At 75.2% G+C, this 15,542-nt stretch carries 15 protein-coding genes; 10 read left to right on the forward strand and 5 right to left on the reverse strand.

Translation table 11 applies throughout. The features are described from left to right. Both ACI2LW_RS20635 and ACI2LW_RS20640 read right to left on the reverse strand, forming a co-directional pair. Positions 1-741, reverse strand: coding sequence for a gamma-glutamyl-gamma-aminobutyrate hydrolase family protein (locus tag ACI2LW_RS20635; protein WP_404732651.1), 741 nt, complete (start codon positions 739-741; stop codon positions 1-3). Between the two features lie 138 nt (positions 742-879). Continuing rightward, positions 880-1,617, reverse strand: a complete 738-nt coding sequence (locus ACI2LW_RS20640; RefSeq protein ID WP_404732652.1) for a FadR/GntR family transcriptional regulator — start codon at positions 1,615-1,617, stop codon at positions 880-882. A gap of 112 nt (positions 1,618-1,729) precedes the next feature. Between ACI2LW_RS20640 and ACI2LW_RS20645 the strand changes: the two genes are divergently transcribed. The 4 genes from ACI2LW_RS20645 to ACI2LW_RS20660 all read left to right on the forward strand — a co-directional run bounded on the left by ACI2LW_RS20645 (position 1,730) and on the right by ACI2LW_RS20660 (position 6,520). Then, a complete protein-coding gene (locus tag ACI2LW_RS20645; protein WP_404732653.1) occupies positions 1,730-3,100 on the forward strand; it encodes a glutamine synthetase family protein in 1,371 nt (456 codons plus the stop codon). A 257-nt stretch (positions 3,101-3,357) separates the two neighbouring features. Next, positions 3,358-4,713, forward strand: coding sequence for an aldehyde dehydrogenase family protein (locus tag ACI2LW_RS20650; protein WP_404732721.1), 1,356 nt, complete (start codon positions 3,358-3,360; stop codon positions 4,711-4,713). After that, positions 4,710-5,501, forward strand: a complete 792-nt coding sequence (locus ACI2LW_RS20655; protein WP_404732654.1) for a 3-oxoacyl-ACP reductase — start codon at positions 4,710-4,712, stop codon at positions 5,499-5,501. Before ACI2LW_RS20650 ends, ACI2LW_RS20655 begins: the two co-directional genes overlap by 4 nt. Before the next feature lie 41 nt (positions 5,502-5,542). Continuing rightward, positions 5,543-6,520, forward strand: coding sequence for a DUF2510 domain-containing protein (locus tag ACI2LW_RS20660; RefSeq protein ID WP_404732655.1), 978 nt, complete (start codon positions 5,543-5,545; stop codon positions 6,518-6,520). A 155-nt stretch (positions 6,521-6,675) separates the two neighbouring features. Here the strand turns inward: ACI2LW_RS20660 and ACI2LW_RS20665 are convergent, their stop codons facing one another. Beyond that, positions 6,676-7,878 carry an amino acid deaminase/aldolase gene (locus ACI2LW_RS20665; protein WP_404732656.1) on the reverse strand — a complete coding sequence of 401 codons (1,203 nt, stop codon included), beginning with the start codon at positions 7,876-7,878 and terminating at the stop codon, positions 6,676-6,678. 1,083 nt (positions 7,879-8,961) lie between these two features. On the opposite strand from ACI2LW_RS20665, the gene ACI2LW_RS20670 reads away from it, so the two are divergent. Further along, on the forward strand, positions 8,962-9,918 hold the full coding sequence (locus tag ACI2LW_RS20670; protein ID WP_404732657.1) for a hypothetical protein: 957 nt from the start codon (positions 8,962-8,964) through the stop codon (positions 9,916-9,918). Beyond that, positions 9,915-11,084, forward strand: a complete 1,170-nt coding sequence (gene mycP / locus ACI2LW_RS20675; protein WP_404732658.1) for a type VII secretion-associated serine protease mycosin — start codon at positions 9,915-9,917, stop codon at positions 11,082-11,084. Before ACI2LW_RS20670 ends, mycP begins: the two co-directional genes overlap by 4 nt. On the opposite strand, the gene ACI2LW_RS20680 is transcribed toward mycP, so the two are convergent. After that, positions 11,077-11,901, reverse strand: a complete 825-nt coding sequence (locus ACI2LW_RS20680; protein WP_404732659.1) for a serine hydrolase — start codon at positions 11,899-11,901, stop codon at positions 11,077-11,079. The two genes, mycP and ACI2LW_RS20680, sit on opposite strands and share 8 nt — an antisense overlap. A 375-nt stretch (positions 11,902-12,276) precedes the next feature. On the opposite strand from ACI2LW_RS20680, the gene ACI2LW_RS20685 reads away from it, so the two are divergent. Further along, a complete protein-coding gene (locus ACI2LW_RS20685; protein WP_404732660.1) occupies positions 12,277-13,032 on the forward strand; it encodes an SseB family protein in 756 nt (251 codons plus the stop codon). A gap of 38 nt (positions 13,033-13,070) precedes the next feature. Here the strand turns inward: ACI2LW_RS20685 and ACI2LW_RS20690 are convergent, their stop codons facing one another. Continuing rightward, a complete protein-coding gene (locus ACI2LW_RS20690; RefSeq protein WP_404732661.1) occupies positions 13,071-13,466 on the reverse strand; it encodes a DUF1844 domain-containing protein in 396 nt (131 codons plus the stop codon). A gap of 450 nt (positions 13,467-13,916) precedes the next feature. Between ACI2LW_RS20690 and infC the strand changes: the two genes are divergently transcribed. From infC to rplT, 3 genes are all read left to right on the forward strand, one after another. After that, a complete protein-coding gene (gene infC, locus ACI2LW_RS20695) occupies positions 13,917-14,573 on the forward strand; it encodes a translation initiation factor IF-3 (RefSeq protein ID WP_404732722.1) in 657 nt (218 codons plus the stop codon). A 108-nt stretch (positions 14,574-14,681) separates the two neighbouring features. Continuing rightward, positions 14,682-14,876 carry a 50S ribosomal protein L35 gene (rpmI, locus tag ACI2LW_RS20700; protein WP_007829094.1) on the forward strand — a complete coding sequence of 65 codons (195 nt, stop codon included), beginning with the start codon at positions 14,682-14,684 and terminating at the stop codon, positions 14,874-14,876. A gap of 113 nt (positions 14,877-14,989) precedes the next feature. Beyond that, positions 14,990-15,373, forward strand: coding sequence for a 50S ribosomal protein L20 (gene rplT / locus ACI2LW_RS20705; protein WP_006141703.1), 384 nt, complete (start codon positions 14,990-14,992; stop codon positions 15,371-15,373). Positions 15,374-15,542: the final 169 nt, after the last annotated feature.

Genomic DNA, 15,542 nt, shown 5'->3' on the forward strand with positions numbered 1-15,542 from the left:
TCAGTACGCGGTCGCGGACGCGGACGGCGACGCGGACGGGGTCGCGGACGCGGACGGCGACGCGGCCTCCACGAGGGCGCGCATCAGCCGCAGGTCCTCACCCATCTCCGGGTGCCACTGCACACCCAGCGCCCAGCCCCGCGAGGGCGGCAGCTCCACGGCCTCCACGGTCCCGTCCGCGGCGTGGGCCGAGGGCACCAGACCCGCGCCCAGGCGGTCGACGGCCTGGTGGTGGTAGGTCGGCACCGTCGTCTCCTCCGGTACGGCCGCGGCGCAGCGCGTACCGGGCACCGGCTTGACGGGGTGGCCGCCGAAGACGCCGACGGCCTCGGCGTGCCCGTCCAGGTGCTGCACCAGGGTGCCGCCGAGGGCGACGTTCAGCAGTTGCATGCCGCGGCAGATGCCGAGCAGCGGTACGCCGGCCGACAACGCGGCCCCGATCAGCGCCAGCTCCCAGGCGTCCCGGGCCGGGGCGGGCGGGCCCGTCCGGGGATCGCGCTCGGCGCCGTAGCGGGCCGGATCGACGTCCGGGCCGCCCGCGATCACCAGCCCGTCCAGACGGGCCACGGTGCCCGCGGCCCGCTCCGGCGCGTCCGGCGGCAGCATGGCGGCCAGCCCGCCCGCCCGCTGCACCAGGCGCGGATAGCCCGCCGGCAGCAGCGCCGCCTCCAGCTCCCACACGCCCCAGCGCGCGCCGGACTCCAGATACGTACTGATGCCGATCAGCGGTCGTCCGGTCACACGGTCCTCCTCGGCGCGCAATGGTGCGCTCGACTACCTTTCGTGGCCCCCGCGCACCACCTTCGACGAACCCCACCCACCGGGGCAAGCCCTCCGGACCCCGGGCGGCCGGCCCGGCCGCACCGCCGGGCCGCGGCCTCAGGCCAGGAAGCCCCGCAGCAGCGCCGCCGTCCCCGCGCAGTGCTCGCGCATGATCCGGCGTGCGCCGTCCGCGTCGCCGTCCAGGACCGCCTCCACCAGCGCGCCGTGCTGCCGCTGCGAGTGCTCCAGGTTGCGCACCAGCAGCGGGATGCAGTCGAGCAGGCCGTTGACCGTGGCCCGCACCCCCGCGTACTGCGCGGTCAGCGTGGGGGAGCCGCACAGCCCGGCGAGGGTCAGGTGGAACAGGGTGTCCCGCCGCCGGTACTCCTCCGGCGGGGCGTCGCCGGTGCGGTCCAGCGCCTCGCGCAGCCGCGCCGCCTGCCCGTCCGAGAGCCCCTGCGCCGCGCACAGTCCGGCCGCCCCCACCTCCAGCACCTCCCGGAAGCGCAGCACGTCCTCCAGGTCGGTCCCGGCGATCCGCCGCCGCAGCTCCTCCTCACCGCCCGCGTCCCCGCGCGGCAGCACGAACGTGCCCCCGTACCGCCCGCGCCGCGCCTCCACCAGACCCTGGTCCTGGAGCACCCGGAGCACCTCGCGCAGCGTCAGCCGGCTGATGCCGAGCCGCTCCGCCAGATCCCGCTCGGCCGGCAGCCGCTGCCCGCCCGGCACCAGCCCGAGCCGCACCACCTGGAGGATCTGCTCCAGTGCCTCCTCGAAGCCGTTGCCCGCCCGCACCGGGCGCAGCACCGGCGCGAGGCGGTCGGCGGGCCCGCCCGCGTCCGAGTCCCGCGCCATCCCGTCGCGCCCCCTTCCCAGGCAATGGTCCCCAGCCATACCTTAGGGCCACCGAGTCATGGCTGTGCCGGCTGTGACGGCTCCGGAGCACCGAGCCGAAGGAGGCTCTCCCGTGGCAGACCGCACACCACCGCTCGGCGTCGAGGAACTGCACGCCCTCGTCGCCGCCGGCGAGATCGACACGGTCGTCCTGGCCTTCCCCGACATGCAGGGCCGGCTCCAGGGCAAGCGGTTCGCCGCCCGCTTCTTCCTCGACGAGGTCCTCCACCACGGCACCGAGGGCTGCAACTACCTCCTCGCCGTCGACACCGACATGAACACCGTCGACGGATACGCCATGTCCTCCTGGGACCGCGGCTACGGCGACTTCGCCATGCACCCCGACCTCGCCACCCTGCGCCGCATCCCCTGGCACCCGGGCACCGCCCTCGCCGTCGCCGACCTCGCCTGGAGCGACGGCACCCCGGTCGCCGCCGCCCCCCGCCGGATCCTGCGCCGCCAGCTGGAGCGGCTCGCGGAGCACGGCTGGACGGCGCGGGCCGGCACCGAGCTGGAGTTCATCGTCTTCCGGGACACCTACGAGCAGGCCTGGGACGCCGGCTACCGCGGGCTCACCCCGGTCAACCAGTACAACGTGGACTACTCGATCCTCGGCACCGGCCGCATCGAGCCCCTGCTGCGGCGGCTGCGCAACGAGATGGCCGGCGCCGGACTGACCGTCGAGTCCGCCAAGGGCGAGTGCAACCCCGGCCAGCACGAGATCGCCTTCCGTTACGACGAGGCCCTCGTCACCTGCGACCAGCACGCCGTCTACAAGACCGGCGCCAAGGAGATCGCCGCCCAGGAGGGCGTCTCGATCACCTTCATGGCCAAGTACAACGAACGCGAGGGCAACTCCTGCCACATCCACCTCTCGCTCGCCGACGCCGACGGGAACAGCGTCATGGCGGGCGCCCCGGGCGACCCGCACGGCATGTCCGAGGTCATGCGCCACTTCCTCGCCGGGCAACTGGCCGCCCTGCGCGACTTCGCCCTCCTGTACGCGCCGGGCATCAACTCCTACAAGCGCTTCCGCCCCGGCTCCTTCGCCCCGACCGCCGTCGCCTGGGGCCACGACAACCGCACCTGCGCCCTGCGCGTCGTGGGGCACGGCCCCTCGCTGCGCTTCGAGAACCGGCTGCCCGGCGGCGACGTCAACCCGTACCTGGCCGTCGCCGGACTGGTCGCGGCCGGCCTGTACGGCGTGGAACAGCGGCTGCCGCTGCCCGAGCCCTGCCCCGGCAACGCCTACGCGGCCGAGTACGAGCGCGTCCCGGGCACCCTGCGGGAGGCCGCCGAGCTGTGGGAGAACAGCCCGATCGCCAAGGCCGCCTTCGGCGACGAGGTCGTCGACCACTACCGCAACATGGCGCAGGTCGAACTCGACGCCTACGACAGCGTGGTCACCGACTGGGAGCTGCGCCGCTCCTTCGAACGCACCTAGACGCAGGCAGACGTGCGCAAGCAGACGCGCGCAGACGGACGCGCGCAGGCGCACAGGCGCGCACGGAGCAGAACGCAGGCAAAAGGGGTCCCTCCTTGTCCGACGAGCCGCCCGGGTCCGTACCCGATCAGTCCTCCGTACCCGACCACTCCTCCGAACTCGTTCCGTCCTCCGAACTCCTTCCGTCCTCCGGACCCCGTCCGTCCTCCGGACCCGGTCGGTCCTCCCGCCGGGCGCCCGGCCGGGAGGAGCACGAACTGCGCGTCCTCAACCCCGCGACGGAGGAGGTGATCGCCACGGTCCCGGCCGCCGGCGCGGCCGACGTGGACCGCGCCGTCGCCCGGGCCGCGCGGGCCCAGCCGGCCTGGGCGGCCCTCGCACCCGGGGACCGCGCCCGGCTGCTGCGCCGTTTCGCCGACACCGTCGACGCCCACCTCGAGGAACTGGCCCGCCTGGAGGTCCGCGAGGCCGGGCACACCCTCGGCAACGCCCGCTGGGAGGCCGGCAACGCCCGCGACCTGCTGCTGTACGCGGCCGGCGGCGCCGAACGCCTGCTCGGCCGGCAGATCCCCGTCCCCGGCGGCTGGAACGTCACCTTCCAGGAACCGCTCGGCGTGGTCGGCGTGATCGCCCCCTGGAACTTCCCCATGCCCATCGCCGCCTGGGGCTCCTTCCCGGCCCTCGCCGCGGGCAACGCCGTCGTCCTCAAACCGGCCGAGGCCACCCCCCTCACCGCCCTCCGGCTGGCCCAACTGGCCCTGGAGGCGGGCCTGCCCGAGCATCTGTTCCAGGCGGTGCCGGGGCACGGGCACACCGCGGGCCGCGCCCTCGTCGACCACCCGGACGTCGCCAAGATCTGCTTCACCGGCTCCACCCGCACCGGCCGCGAGATCATGGAGCGCTGCGCCCGGCAGACCAAGCCGGTCACCCTCGAACTCGGCGGCAAGAGCCCCAACATCGTGTTCGCGGACGCCGACCTGAAGGCCGCCCTGGACCCGTTCTCCTTCCTGGACAACTCCGGCCAGGACTGCTGCGCCCGCACCCGCGTCCTCGTCCAGGAGCCGGTGTACGAGGAGGCCCGCGCCCTCCTCGCCGACGCGCTGGCGGCGGTGGTGGTGGGCGACCCGGCCGACGAGGGCACCCACATGGGTCCGCTGATCTCCCGTCAGCAGGTGGAGCGCGTACGGTCGTTCGTGCCCGACGACGCTCCCGCGCTGCGCGGGAGCGCGCCGGAAGGGCCCGGCTTCTGGTTCCCGCCGACCGTCCTCACCGGGGAGCGGCCCGACAGCGCCGCGGCCCGCGAGGAGATCTTCGGGCCGGTGGCCGTACTGCTCCCCTTCACGGACGAGGAGGACGCCGTCCGCCTCGCCAACGACACCCCCTACGGCCTGTCGGGCTCCCTGTGGACCCGGGACATCGGCCGCGCCCTGCGCGTCTCCCGGGCCGTGCGGGCCGGCAACCTGTCCGTCAACTCCCATTCCAGCGTCCGCTACTGGACCCCGTTCGGCGGCTTCAAGCAGTCCGGTCTCGGCCGCGAGCTGGGCCCGGACGCCCTGACCGCCTTCACCGAGACCAAGAACGTCTTCATCAGCACGGAGGGCCGCGCACAGTGACCGCACAGACTCCCGAGACCGTCTGCCGCCGCCTGACCGGCCGGACCGCCGTCGTCACCGGGGCCGGCAGCGGCATCGGCCTGGCCAGTGCCCGCCGGCTCGCCTCCGAGGGCGCGCACGTCGTCTGCGGGGACGTGGACGAGGCCCGCGGCAAGGCCGCCGCCGAGGAGACCGGCGGGCTGTTCGTGAAGGTCGACGTCACCGATCCGGACCAGGTCGAGGCGCTGTTCGCGGCGGCCCACGACACCTACGGCAGCGTCGACGTGGCCTTCAACAACGCCGGCATCTCGCCGCCCGACGACGACTCCATCCTGGAGACCGGCCTGGAGGCGTGGAAGCGCGTCCAGGAGGTCAACCTGACCTCCGTCTACCTGTGCTGCAAGGCCGCCCTGCCCTACATGCTCCGCCGGCGCAGGGGCTCCATCATCAACACCGCGTCCTTCGTGGCCCGGATGGGCGCGGCCACCTCGCAGATCTCCTACACGGCCTCCAAGGGCGGCGTGCTGGCCCTGTCCCGCGAGCTGGGCGTGCAGTTCGCCCGCGAGGGCATCCGCGTCAACGCGTTGTGCCCGGGCCCCGTCAACACCCCGTTGCTGCGGGAGCTGTTCGCCAAGGACCCGGAGCGGGCCGCGCGGCGGCTCGTGCACATCCCGCTCGGGCGGTTCGCGGAGGCGGAGGAGATCGCCGCCGCCGTCGCCTTCCTCGCCAGCGACGACTCCTCCTTCGTCAACGCCACGGACTTCCTGGTGGACGGCGGCATCTCGGGGGCGTACGTCACACCGCTGTAGAGGCCGCGCGAACCGCCCCCGCCGCGCCCTACAGTGCCCGGGTGAGCACGACACCCCCGCCCGGCTGGTACCGCGACCCCTCCGCCCCGCACCTGGAGCGGTGGTGGGACGGCACGGCCTGGACCGAACACCGGCGCGCGCCCGCCACCACGGGCGCGGACGGAGGCGCGACGGTCGGAGGCGCGACCGGTGGCGGCCCGACCGGTGGCGGAGGCGCGGCGGGTGGCGGAGGCGCGGCGGGCGGGCGCGCCAAGGCGGTGGCGCTCACCGGCGCGGTGGCGGTGCTGGTCGCCGCGATCGTGACGGGAGCGGTGCTGGCCGGCCGCGACGACGAGGGCGGCACACGGGCGAGGACGCCGCCCGCCACCCGCCCCGCGCAGGCGCCGTCCGGCTCCTCCTCGCCCTCGGCCCCCGCGTCCGCCCCGGCCTCCGCGTCCGTCACGGACGACCCGTCGCGGGTCGTCGACGAGCTCAACGGCATCACCCTGCCGCTGCCCGAAGGCTGGGAGAGACCCCAGTACGTGGCCCAGGACGACGTCGTCATGACCACCCACGGCACGTACGAGTGCCCCGCGGGCACCGGTGTGTGCCGGCACGGCCTGGTTCTCACCCGCACGGCCGTCGCCGCCGCCGGGACCTCGCCGCGCGCGATCGCCCTGAAGGACGTCGCGGACGCGGCCGACCTGGCCTACGAACGCGACGCCGCCGGGGAGCGCCGCTACGGCGGGATCACCTCCCACCGGGCGGTGAAGTCGGGCCAGGTGGCGGTCGCGGGCCGGGCCGGGTACTTCGTGCGGTGGCGGGTGCGCACCGCGAACGGACCGGGCGGGTACGTGGAGTCGCTGGCCTTCCCGTCCACCGTCGGCACCGAGGCCCCGGTCGTCGTCCGCTTCGTGGTCGACGCGGGCCCCGACGGGCCGCCGCTGTCCGACGTCGACGAGATCACCGAGGGCATACGGCCCGTCGGCGACGCCGGCACCGGCGGCGGCGTCGGCAGCAGCATCGGCCCGCCGGACTGAGCCCGGCCGCCACACCCGCCGGCGCGGCGGTCCGGCGGCGATCGTCCGGGCAGAGCGCGTCCGGCGGCGTGCGTCCGGGCAGAGCGCGTCCGGCAGCGTGCGTCCGGGCAGGGCGCGTCCGGCGGCGATCGTCCCGCAGCGTGCGTCCGGCGCGGCTACAGGAAGGTGCGTCCCTCGCCCCGGTACGTCGGTACGGTCGCCGTCACCCGGTCGCCCTCCACCAGGTGCAGCACCTCGAACCGCTCGCACAGCTCGCCGGCCTTCGCGTGCCGGAACCACACCTTGTCGCCGATCAGCAGATCGTCCGCGGCCGCGCCGAGCAGCGGGGTCTGCACCTCACCCGGACCCTCCTGGGGGTCGTAGCGCAGCCCCTCCGGCAGATACGGCACCGGAAGCCGGTCCGCGCCGGGCGCGCCCGAGGCGGGGTAGCCGCCGCCCAGGACCGTCACCACGCCCACCCCCGGGCGCCGGACCACGGGCTGGGCGAACAGGGCCGCGGGGCGGCCCCGGAAGGCGGTGTAGTTGTCGAAGAGCCGCGGGACGTACAGCCCGGACCCGGCGGCGATCTCGGTCACGGCGTCCTCCGCCGCGGTGTGCTGGACGCTGCCCGTGCCTCCGCCGTTGACGAACTCCAGCTCCGGCGCCACCGCACGGACCGCCCGCACCGCGGCGGCCCGCCGCTCGGCCAGTTCCCGGCGCGCGGTGGCCTGCATCAGCCGGATCGCGCGCGAGCGCAACGGCCGCCCGGCGACCGCGTCGCCCACGCCCGCGATGTGGCCCTCGTACGCCATGATCCCCACCAGCCGGAAGCCGGGCCGGCGGGCCACGGTCCGGGCCATCTCGGCGAGCTGGGCGGGGGAGTGCAGCGGCGAGCGGCGCGCGCCGACCCGGACCCGGCCGCCGAGCAGCTTCAGCGAGGTGTCCAACTCCAGGCAGACGCGGACGACTTCACGTCCGCCGTCGCGCGAGGCGTCGATCAGGTCCAGCTGCGCCGGGTCGTCGGCCATGACGGTGACGGCGGCGGCCAGTTTCGGGTCGGCGGTGAGCTCGGCGAAGGCGGCGCGGTCGGCGGACGGGTAGGCCAGCAGCACGTCGTCGAACCCGGAGCGGGCCAGCCAGAGCGACTCGGTGAGGGTGAACGACATGACGCCCGCGAAACCGTCCCTGGCCAGGACCCGTTCCAGCAGGGCCCGGCAGCGCACGGACTTGCTGGCGACCCGGACGGGCTTGGAGCCGGCCCGGCGGACCAGGTCGTCGGCGTTGGCGTCGAAGGCGTCCAGGTCCACGATCGCGACAGGGGCGTCGAGATGGGCGGTGGCCCGGTCGTAACGGGCCCGATCGGCGGCGCGCGCAGTCATGGCCGAAGCCTGCCAGACGGGATTACCGCAGGGTAGGGGGACGATCCGGGCCAAAGCCCCGGGCTCGCGAACCGGTTCCCTTTCCGGCGTGGTCAGCCCGTAGAGTGACGCCACGCACCGCGCGACGAACGGTGGAACGATCCCGCTCGCCGACTTGAGCCGGGATGGCGATTCGCTCGTACGGGTATGCGTGCCCGGTGAAGACGAGTTCGCGCCGGGCGGGCGACGAGGACGGCCACGTACACGGATACGGCCCGGGCACGAGGAAACGGGGGGCGCATGACCACGGAAGCGCGCCACGCCCCCATTCCTCCGCGCCCCCCGAGGCCGCCCCGCTTCACGCCGCCCGCTCCCCGCTCCGGTGACCCCACGACCACGACGTCCGGCGAGCCCGCCACCGACCCGCCGGGACCCGGCGCGGCCGGGCGGCCCGACGGCGGCGGCACCGGTCCGGGCGGTGCTCCGGCCGCGGGCGGCGGGACGCCGGCTCCGGCCGCGGGCGGCCCCGGCAGCGCCCCCGCCGCCTCACGCGGCCCGGGCCGCTACGACTTCCGCCGCCGGGGCGCGGCGACCTCGACCGCGACCGGCACACGCGACACCGCCGGTGCGAGCGGTTCCTCCGGTGGCTTCGGAACCGGTGGCGCCGTGCGCGGCGGCTCCGGGGCCGATGCGGCATCCCCTGGCGTCTCCGGGGTTCTCGGGGCCGCTGGTGCCACTACTGCCGCTGGTGTCACCGCCGCGGGTGCCGCTCGTGCCACTGATGCCGATGCGCCGCGGACCTCGTCCCCGGCCGGCGCGCCCGGGGGACACCTGGGCGCACGCCCGTGGCGCGGCGGCGGCCCGGGCGCGTACCCGGGCCCGCGTACGCCCGCGCAGCGCACCGCGGGCCCGGTGACGGGCCCGGTGACCGCACCCCCGCCCCCGGCCTCGGCGCGGTTCCCGGACACGGCGCCCACAGTCGGGCGGGGCACCTCGGGCACCGCCTCCGGCGGCCCGGCCGGAAGCACGCCGGGGACGACCGGCCCCCTGCGCTCCGTCTCCGCGCCCCGGCCCCCCGCGGCCCCGGACGTGCCGCCGCGGCCGGTGGCCGCCCCACCGCGCCCCACCACCGCCCCCGCGTTCACCCCCTCCTCCCCGGACCCCGCGCTCTCCTGGAGCGCGATGGCGCCGCCCGGGCCCGAAGCCGTGCCCGAAGCCGTGCCCGTTCCCGGCACGGGCCGCCCCGTGGTGACGTTCGGCGAGCCCGACGTCCGCGGCCGGCGGGGCCGGGCGTGGCCGCCCGGCCTCCGGGTCGGGCCGCGGACCGCCGCGGCGGCCGCCTGCCTGGTCCTCGGCCTGGGACTCATCGGCGGCGCCGTCACCGGGAGCTGGCTCACCGGCGATCCGGCGCACGGCGACCCGGCCGGCAGCTTCGCCGCGGCCGGCGACCTGTGGCACAGCGTCCCCGTCGACCAGCTGTTCCCGCCCGTCGTCCAGGGGGACGGCGCCGGACCCGGCGGGGCCGACCGCACCTGGACCCGGATCGCGGTCGCGCCGGACAGCGGCTGCGCGGACGCCTTCGACCCGCTGCTGCGCAAGGCCCTCGCCCCCGTCGGCTGCGCCCGCCTGCTGCGCGCCACCTACACCGACGCGACCCAGAGCTACGTCACCACCGTCGGCCTGCTGTTCACCAAGGGCGACGCCCCCGCCATGCGCTCCCTCGCCGCCCGCTTCCGCACCGAGGGCCTGGGCCGCCGCACCGATCTGATGCCCCGGCCGTACGCGGCCAAGGGCACCGCCGCCGCCGGCTTCGGGAACCGGCAGCGCGCCTCCTGGACCGTCTCCGTGCTCACCGAGGCGCCCGTGGTCGTCTACGCGGTCTCCGGCTGGGCCGACGGCCGTACGGTCGACAGCCCGCAGCCCGCCGCCGAGGCGGCGCGGACCGGCGCCACCACCGCCCCCGGCCAGGCGGGCCTCGGCAACGAGGCCCAGGGCCTGGCCGACCGCATCGAGAGAGCGTTCCGCAGGACCGCCGACCCGGCCACGGAGAAGCCGTCGTGAAAACCGTCGCCAGAGCGGGCGCGGGCCTGCTGCTCGCCGCCTGTCTCGCCCTCGTCCCGTCCACCGCCGCGGTCGCCGACGGGATACGCGCCCAGCAGTGGGCGCTGGACGCCCTGCACACCCAGGAGGCGTGGCGCGTCACCAAGGGCGAGGGCGTCACCGTCGCCGTGCTCGACACCGGAGTCGAGGCCGACCACCCCGACCTCGCCGGGAACGTCCTCCCGGGCAAGGACATGATCGGCTTCGGCGCGGGCCCCGGGGACCGCGCCTGGGCCCGCCACGGCACCGCCATGGCCGGCATCATCGCCGGTCACGGCCATGGACCCGGGAACGCGGACGGGGTCATGGGCGTCGCCCCGGAGGCGCGGATCATGCCCGTGCGGGTGATCCTCGAGGACGGCGACTCCGCGCGCGGCCGGGCCCGTACCAGCCGCGGCAGCGCCCTCGCCGACGGCATCCGCTGGGCCACCGACCACGGCGCCGACGTCATCAACCTCTCCCTGGGCGACGACTCGGCCTCCGCGCACCCCGAACCCTCCGAGGACGAGGCGGTCCAGTACGCGCTGCGCAAGGGCGTCGTCGTGGTCGCCTCGGCCGGCAACGGCGGCGCCAAGGGCGACCACATCTCCTACCCGGCCGCCTATCCGGGCGTGATCGCCGCCACCGCCGTGGACCGCTACGGCACCCGGGCCGCCTTCTCCACCCGCCGCTGGTACGCCACGATCAGCGCGCCCGGCGTCGACGTGGTCATCGCCGACCCGGACCACAAGTACTACGAGGGCTGGGGCACGAGCGCCGCCTCCGCCTTCGTCTCCGGCGCCGTCGCCCTGGTGAAGGCCGCCCACCCCGGGCTGACCCCCGCGCAGATCAAGAAGCTCCTGGAGGACACGGCCCGCAACGCCCCCGTCGGCGGCCGGGACGACTCCCGCGGCTTCGGCTTCGTGGACCCGGTCGCCGCCATCAAGGCCGCCGACCGCATCTCCCCGCGGGGCCTGCACGCGGCGGCGTACGGCGACAAGTACTTCGGCCCCGGCCCCGACACCCCGGACTCCGGCGGTACCACCTCCGACTGGGCCGGCCCCCTCGCGGGCGGCACCGGAGCGGTCCTGCTGGCCGCCGCGACCGTCCTGCTGCGCGGGCGCCCCCACCGCAGGACCCTCACCTGACGGATCCCGGGGCGGACCGCCGCCGTAGGTGCTCCCCGGGCTGCTCCGAGGGGGTGAGCGCCGACACCGCCGCCCGTGCCGCCGCCTCGACCAGGGCGATGCCCTTGTCCTTCGTCTCGTTGCCGTGGGACAGCGCGGCGACCAGGTAGTCCTCGCCGCCGACCGTCACGCGCCCGACGCTGTTGACCACCCACAGGCCGGTCGCGTCCCGGGGCAGCCAGCCGTTCTTCAGCGCCCACGCCGAGCCGTCGGCCGCGGCCGACACACCCCAGTCCTGGTCCTCGGCGATCCGCTCCATCAGCCTGGCGACGTACGCCCGCGACCGCCGGGTCAGCCGCGAGTCCTCACCGAACACCTGCTCGAGCAGTGTGAGCTGGTCGGCCGCCGTGGTCCGGGTCAGGCCCCACAGCCCGCCGTCGCCGCCCGAGGTGGCCGTCAGCCCGAACCGCCGGTTCGCCGCGTCCAGCCCGGCCGCCCCGCCGACGGCCCGCCACAGGGCCGACGCCGCGTCGTTGTCGCTGTGCTCGATCATCGCGGTGGCGTACGCCCTCTCCCGGGCGGTCGGCCGACGGCCCGCGTCCTGCGCCCGCAGCAGCAGCGCGGCCAGGATGTCGACCTTGACGATGCTCGCCGTCTCGAACGACCCGCCGCCGAACACCGCCCGCGTGCCGGTGCCGGTGCCGGTGCCGGTGCCTGTGTCCGTGCCGGTGCGGAGCACCGCCACGGACACGGCGGCGCCGTCCGCCGCCGTCACCGGCCGCATCGCCGCGGCCAGCGCCGCCGCCGGGTCCGCGGCCCGCGCCGTCCCCTTGTCCACCGAAGCCCTCCCGCCGGTTCCCGACGCCGATCCCGGCACCGACGCCGATGCGCGTGCCGACGGGGACGACGATAGGGCGCCGGTGCCGTGCCCGGCGGAGTGCGCACGCCCCCCGTGCCCGGCCACCGCGGCCGTGCCGCCGGCCACGGCCGCGGTGGCGAGCAAGGCGCACAGCAGCGCCCGGCACCGGGAGGGACGGGCACGGCGGCCGTGACGGCGGCCCCGGCGCGCCCCGGGCGGCGAGGACCGCGACGCGGGCCGTGTGCCCGCGATGCTCCGGGCGCCGGCTGTGCGCGCCGTGGGACCGGTGTGAGATCCAGGTCAGGGCACCCTGAGAAAACTCTGAAGGACCCGGCGGGGCTAGGCTCGGGCACCGTGGCGAACGCGAAGAAGACCATCCCCGACCCCGGCTACTCCGACGACGACGGCTCCGCCGACCCCCGGCTGAGCGCCGCCCTCGCCGCCTGGGCCGAGGACCGCACCGCCGTCGGACCGGTGCTGGAGGCGCTCAAGGGCGCCCGGCTGCTGGTGCCCGTGGTGGCCGTGCTCGGCGAGGTGGAGCAGGACGAGAACGGGCTGCGCCGCGAGAAGACCAGCGACATGGCCGTACCCACCCTGAAGGCCGGCGGCCGCACCGCGCTGCCCGCCTTCACCTCCACCCACGCCCTGGCCCTGTGGGACCCGGGCGCCCGGCCCGTCGCCGTACCCCTGGAGCAGGCGCTGCTGGCCGCCGCGCACGAGAAGGCGGACACCGTCGTGCTGGACATGTCCGGCCCCGTGCCGTTCGAGCTGACCGGGCCCGCGCTGCTCGCGCTCGCCGAGGGCCGCACCACGACGGACCCGCTCGCCGACCCGGCCGTCCTCACCGCCGTGCGGGAGGCCGTGGCGGCCGAGCCGGCCGTGCTGCGCGCCCATCTGGGGCCGGGACGGTCCGACGGGACCCTCGCCCTCGTCCTCGACCCGGCCGCCCGGGCGGCCCCGGCCGACGCCGCCCGGGCCGTCGCCGGGCGCCTGGCCGCCAGCGAGACGCTGAGGGCCCGCCTGGTGCGCGGCCTCGACCTGGCACTGCTGCCGGCCGGGGCCACGCCGCCGGGCGAGCCCTTGTACGAGAGGTCCGCCGCCGGTACGTGAGGCGGGGTGAGCGGGGCGGGGGACCGGGCGGGAGCGGGTCAGCCGTAGACCGGCCCGGTGTACTTCTCGCCCGGGCCCTGGCCCGGCTCGTCCGGGACCACCGACGCCTCGCGGAAGGCCAGCTGCAGCGACTTCAGGCCGTCGCGCAGCGGCGCCGCGTGGAAGGAGCTGATCTCGGTCGCGCTCGCGTCCAGCAGGCCGGCCAGGGCGGTCACCAGCTTGCGGGCCTCGTCCAGGTCCTTGTACTTGTCGCCCTCCTCGGTCAGACCGAGCTTCACGGCGGCGGCGCTCATCAGGTTGACGGCGACCGTCACGATCACCTCGACGGCGGGGACCTCCGCGATGTCGCGGGCCATGGCGTCGAAGTCGGGGTTGCCGGGGTTGCCGGGGGTCCCGGAGGTCTCGGGGGACTCCGAGGGGGAGGTGTCACTCATGCCCCACACGATAGGGGCAGCGCCTCCCGTCGCCCCAGCGAGCCCCGGGCAGCCGGCTCCACGGAGCCCCCACCGGGCTCCACCAGCCCTGCCGAGCCCCACCGGGCCCCGCCCGCCCCGATTGGCCGTCGTCCTTCGTTGCTGCTAGCCTTGTGGGACGACCGGCTGGACATGTATGTGCCCGGCCCACAAGTGGAGGCTCCGATCTCCCACCTGACCGTCCCCCGGGACGGCGGGTCACCGGTCAGGCGGCCACCACCGTTCCGTACGGACGGTGGAGTCGCCCGAAAGTGCGCCCCGCGGATCATCGCGCGGTGCTCCGGAACGTTCGGAGTCCCGCCTGTGTTCCGTCCGGGGCATTTTTCATGCGCCGCGGCGGTTGGTCACCATGTCATCCAGACATACGCGGTCGTCCGCCAGGCGACCGTATGGTGCTACCGAGGAGGATCCATCAGCGCCGAGCCCCGCATCAACGACCGGATTCGCGTTCCCGAGGTGCGACTTGTCGGTCCCAGTGGCGAGCAGGTCGGCATCGTGCCGCTCGCGAAGGCACTGGAGCTTGCGCAGGAGTACGACCTGGACCTGGTCGAGGTCGCGGCGAACGCCCGTCCGCCCGTGTGCAAGCTCATGGACTACGGGAAGTTCAAGTACGAGTCGGCCATGAAGGCCCGTGAGGCGCGCAAGAACCAGGCGCACACGGTCATCAAGGAGATGAAGCTCCGGCCGAAGATCGACCCGCACGACTATGACACCAAGAAGGGTCACGTCGTCCGGTTCCTCAAGCAGGGCGACAAGGTCAAGATCACGATCATGTTCCGTGGTCGCGAGCAGTCCCGGCCCGAGCTGGGCTACCGGCTGCTGCAGCGGCTCGCGGAGGACGTCCAGGACCTCGGTTTCGTGGAGTCGAACCCGAAGCAGGACGGCCGCAACATGATCATGGTTCTCGGTCCGCACAAGAAGAAGACCGAGGCGATGGCCGAGGCCCGCCAGGCGCAGGAAGCCCGCAAGGCGGAAGCGAAGGCCAACCCCGGCAAGTCGCAGAACGCCGCGGACTCCGGGAACGCCGCGGAGACCGAGGCCCCTGCCGAGGCTTCCGCCGAGGCGTGATCCCGGGACGCACGTCCCAGGTAACCGATACAAGAGCGACGCTCCAACCATCGTGCCCGGTTTTCGCGACCGGGCACCGGAGCGCCACCCAGAGGAGAGAACGGCGCTATGCCGAAGAACAAGTCGCACAGCGGTGCCAGCAAGCGCTTCAAGGTCACCGGCTCCGGCAAGGTGCTCCGTGAGCGCGCCGGCAAGCGCCACCTGCTCGAGCACAAGTCGTCCCGTCTGACGCGTCGGCTCACCGGCAACGCCGAGATGGCCCCGGGCGACGCCAAGAAGATCAAGAAGCTTCTCGGCAAGTGACGCGGCGGCGCGGGACCGGACCCAGGTCGCCGCGCGCCGCACGCCAGGACCGGGACCCAATCGTTTCCGGGCCGTGTGAGGACACCCACGGCCCCGCTACAAGGAGTTAACAAGTGGCACGCGTCAAGCGGGCAGTCAACGCCCACAAGAAGCGCCGGGCGATCCTCGAGCAGGCCTCCGGCTACCGCGGTCAGCGCTCGCGCCTGTACCGCAAGGCCAAGGAGCAGGTCACCCACTCGCTGGTCTACAACTACAACGACCGCAAGAAGCGCAAGGGTGACTTCCGGCAGCTGTGGATCCAGCGCATCAACGCCGCCGCCCGCGCCAACGGCATCACGTACAACCGCTTCATCCAGGGTCTGAAGGCCGCGAACGTCGAGGTCGACCGCAAGATCCTGGCCGAGCTGGCCGTCAACGACGCGAACGCGTTCGCCGCGCTCGTCGAGGTCGCCCAGAAGGCCCTGCCGAGCGACGTCAACGCGCCGAAGGCCGCGTGACACCGCACCGGCCCTGAGCCGACCGCCGCAGGACCCGCAAGCTCCGGCTTGCGGGTCCTGCTGCTGCCGGTGCCCCTGTTCCCCGGCCGCGGGTCCGCCGTGACCGGTCGCGCCCATCCCGCGCCCCCGAGGGCGTCGCAGCCCGCGCCGAGTTGTCTGTGAAGGTGAA

The sequence above is a fragment of the Streptomyces sp. NPDC004065 genome (assembly GCF_044903565.1).
Taxonomy (GTDB): Bacteria; Actinomycetota; Actinomycetes; order Streptomycetales; family Streptomycetaceae; genus Streptomyces.

Coding starts and splice junctions, on each gene's coding strand:
- ACI2LW_RS20640 (WP_404732652.1), bottom strand. CDS start 1,617: ATGGCGCGGGACTCGGACGCGGGCGGGCCCGCCGACCGCCTCGCGCCG.
- ACI2LW_RS20665 (WP_404732656.1), bottom strand. CDS start 7,878: ATGACTGCGCGCGCCGCCGATCGGGCCCGTTACGACCGGGCCACCGCC.
- ACI2LW_RS20690 (WP_404732661.1), bottom strand. CDS start 13,466: ATGAGTGACACCTCCCCCTCGGAGTCCCCCGAGACCTCCGGGACCCCC.
- rpmI (WP_007829094.1), top strand. CDS start 14,682: ATGCCGAAGAACAAGTCGCACAGCGGTGCCAGCAAGCGCTTCAAGGTC.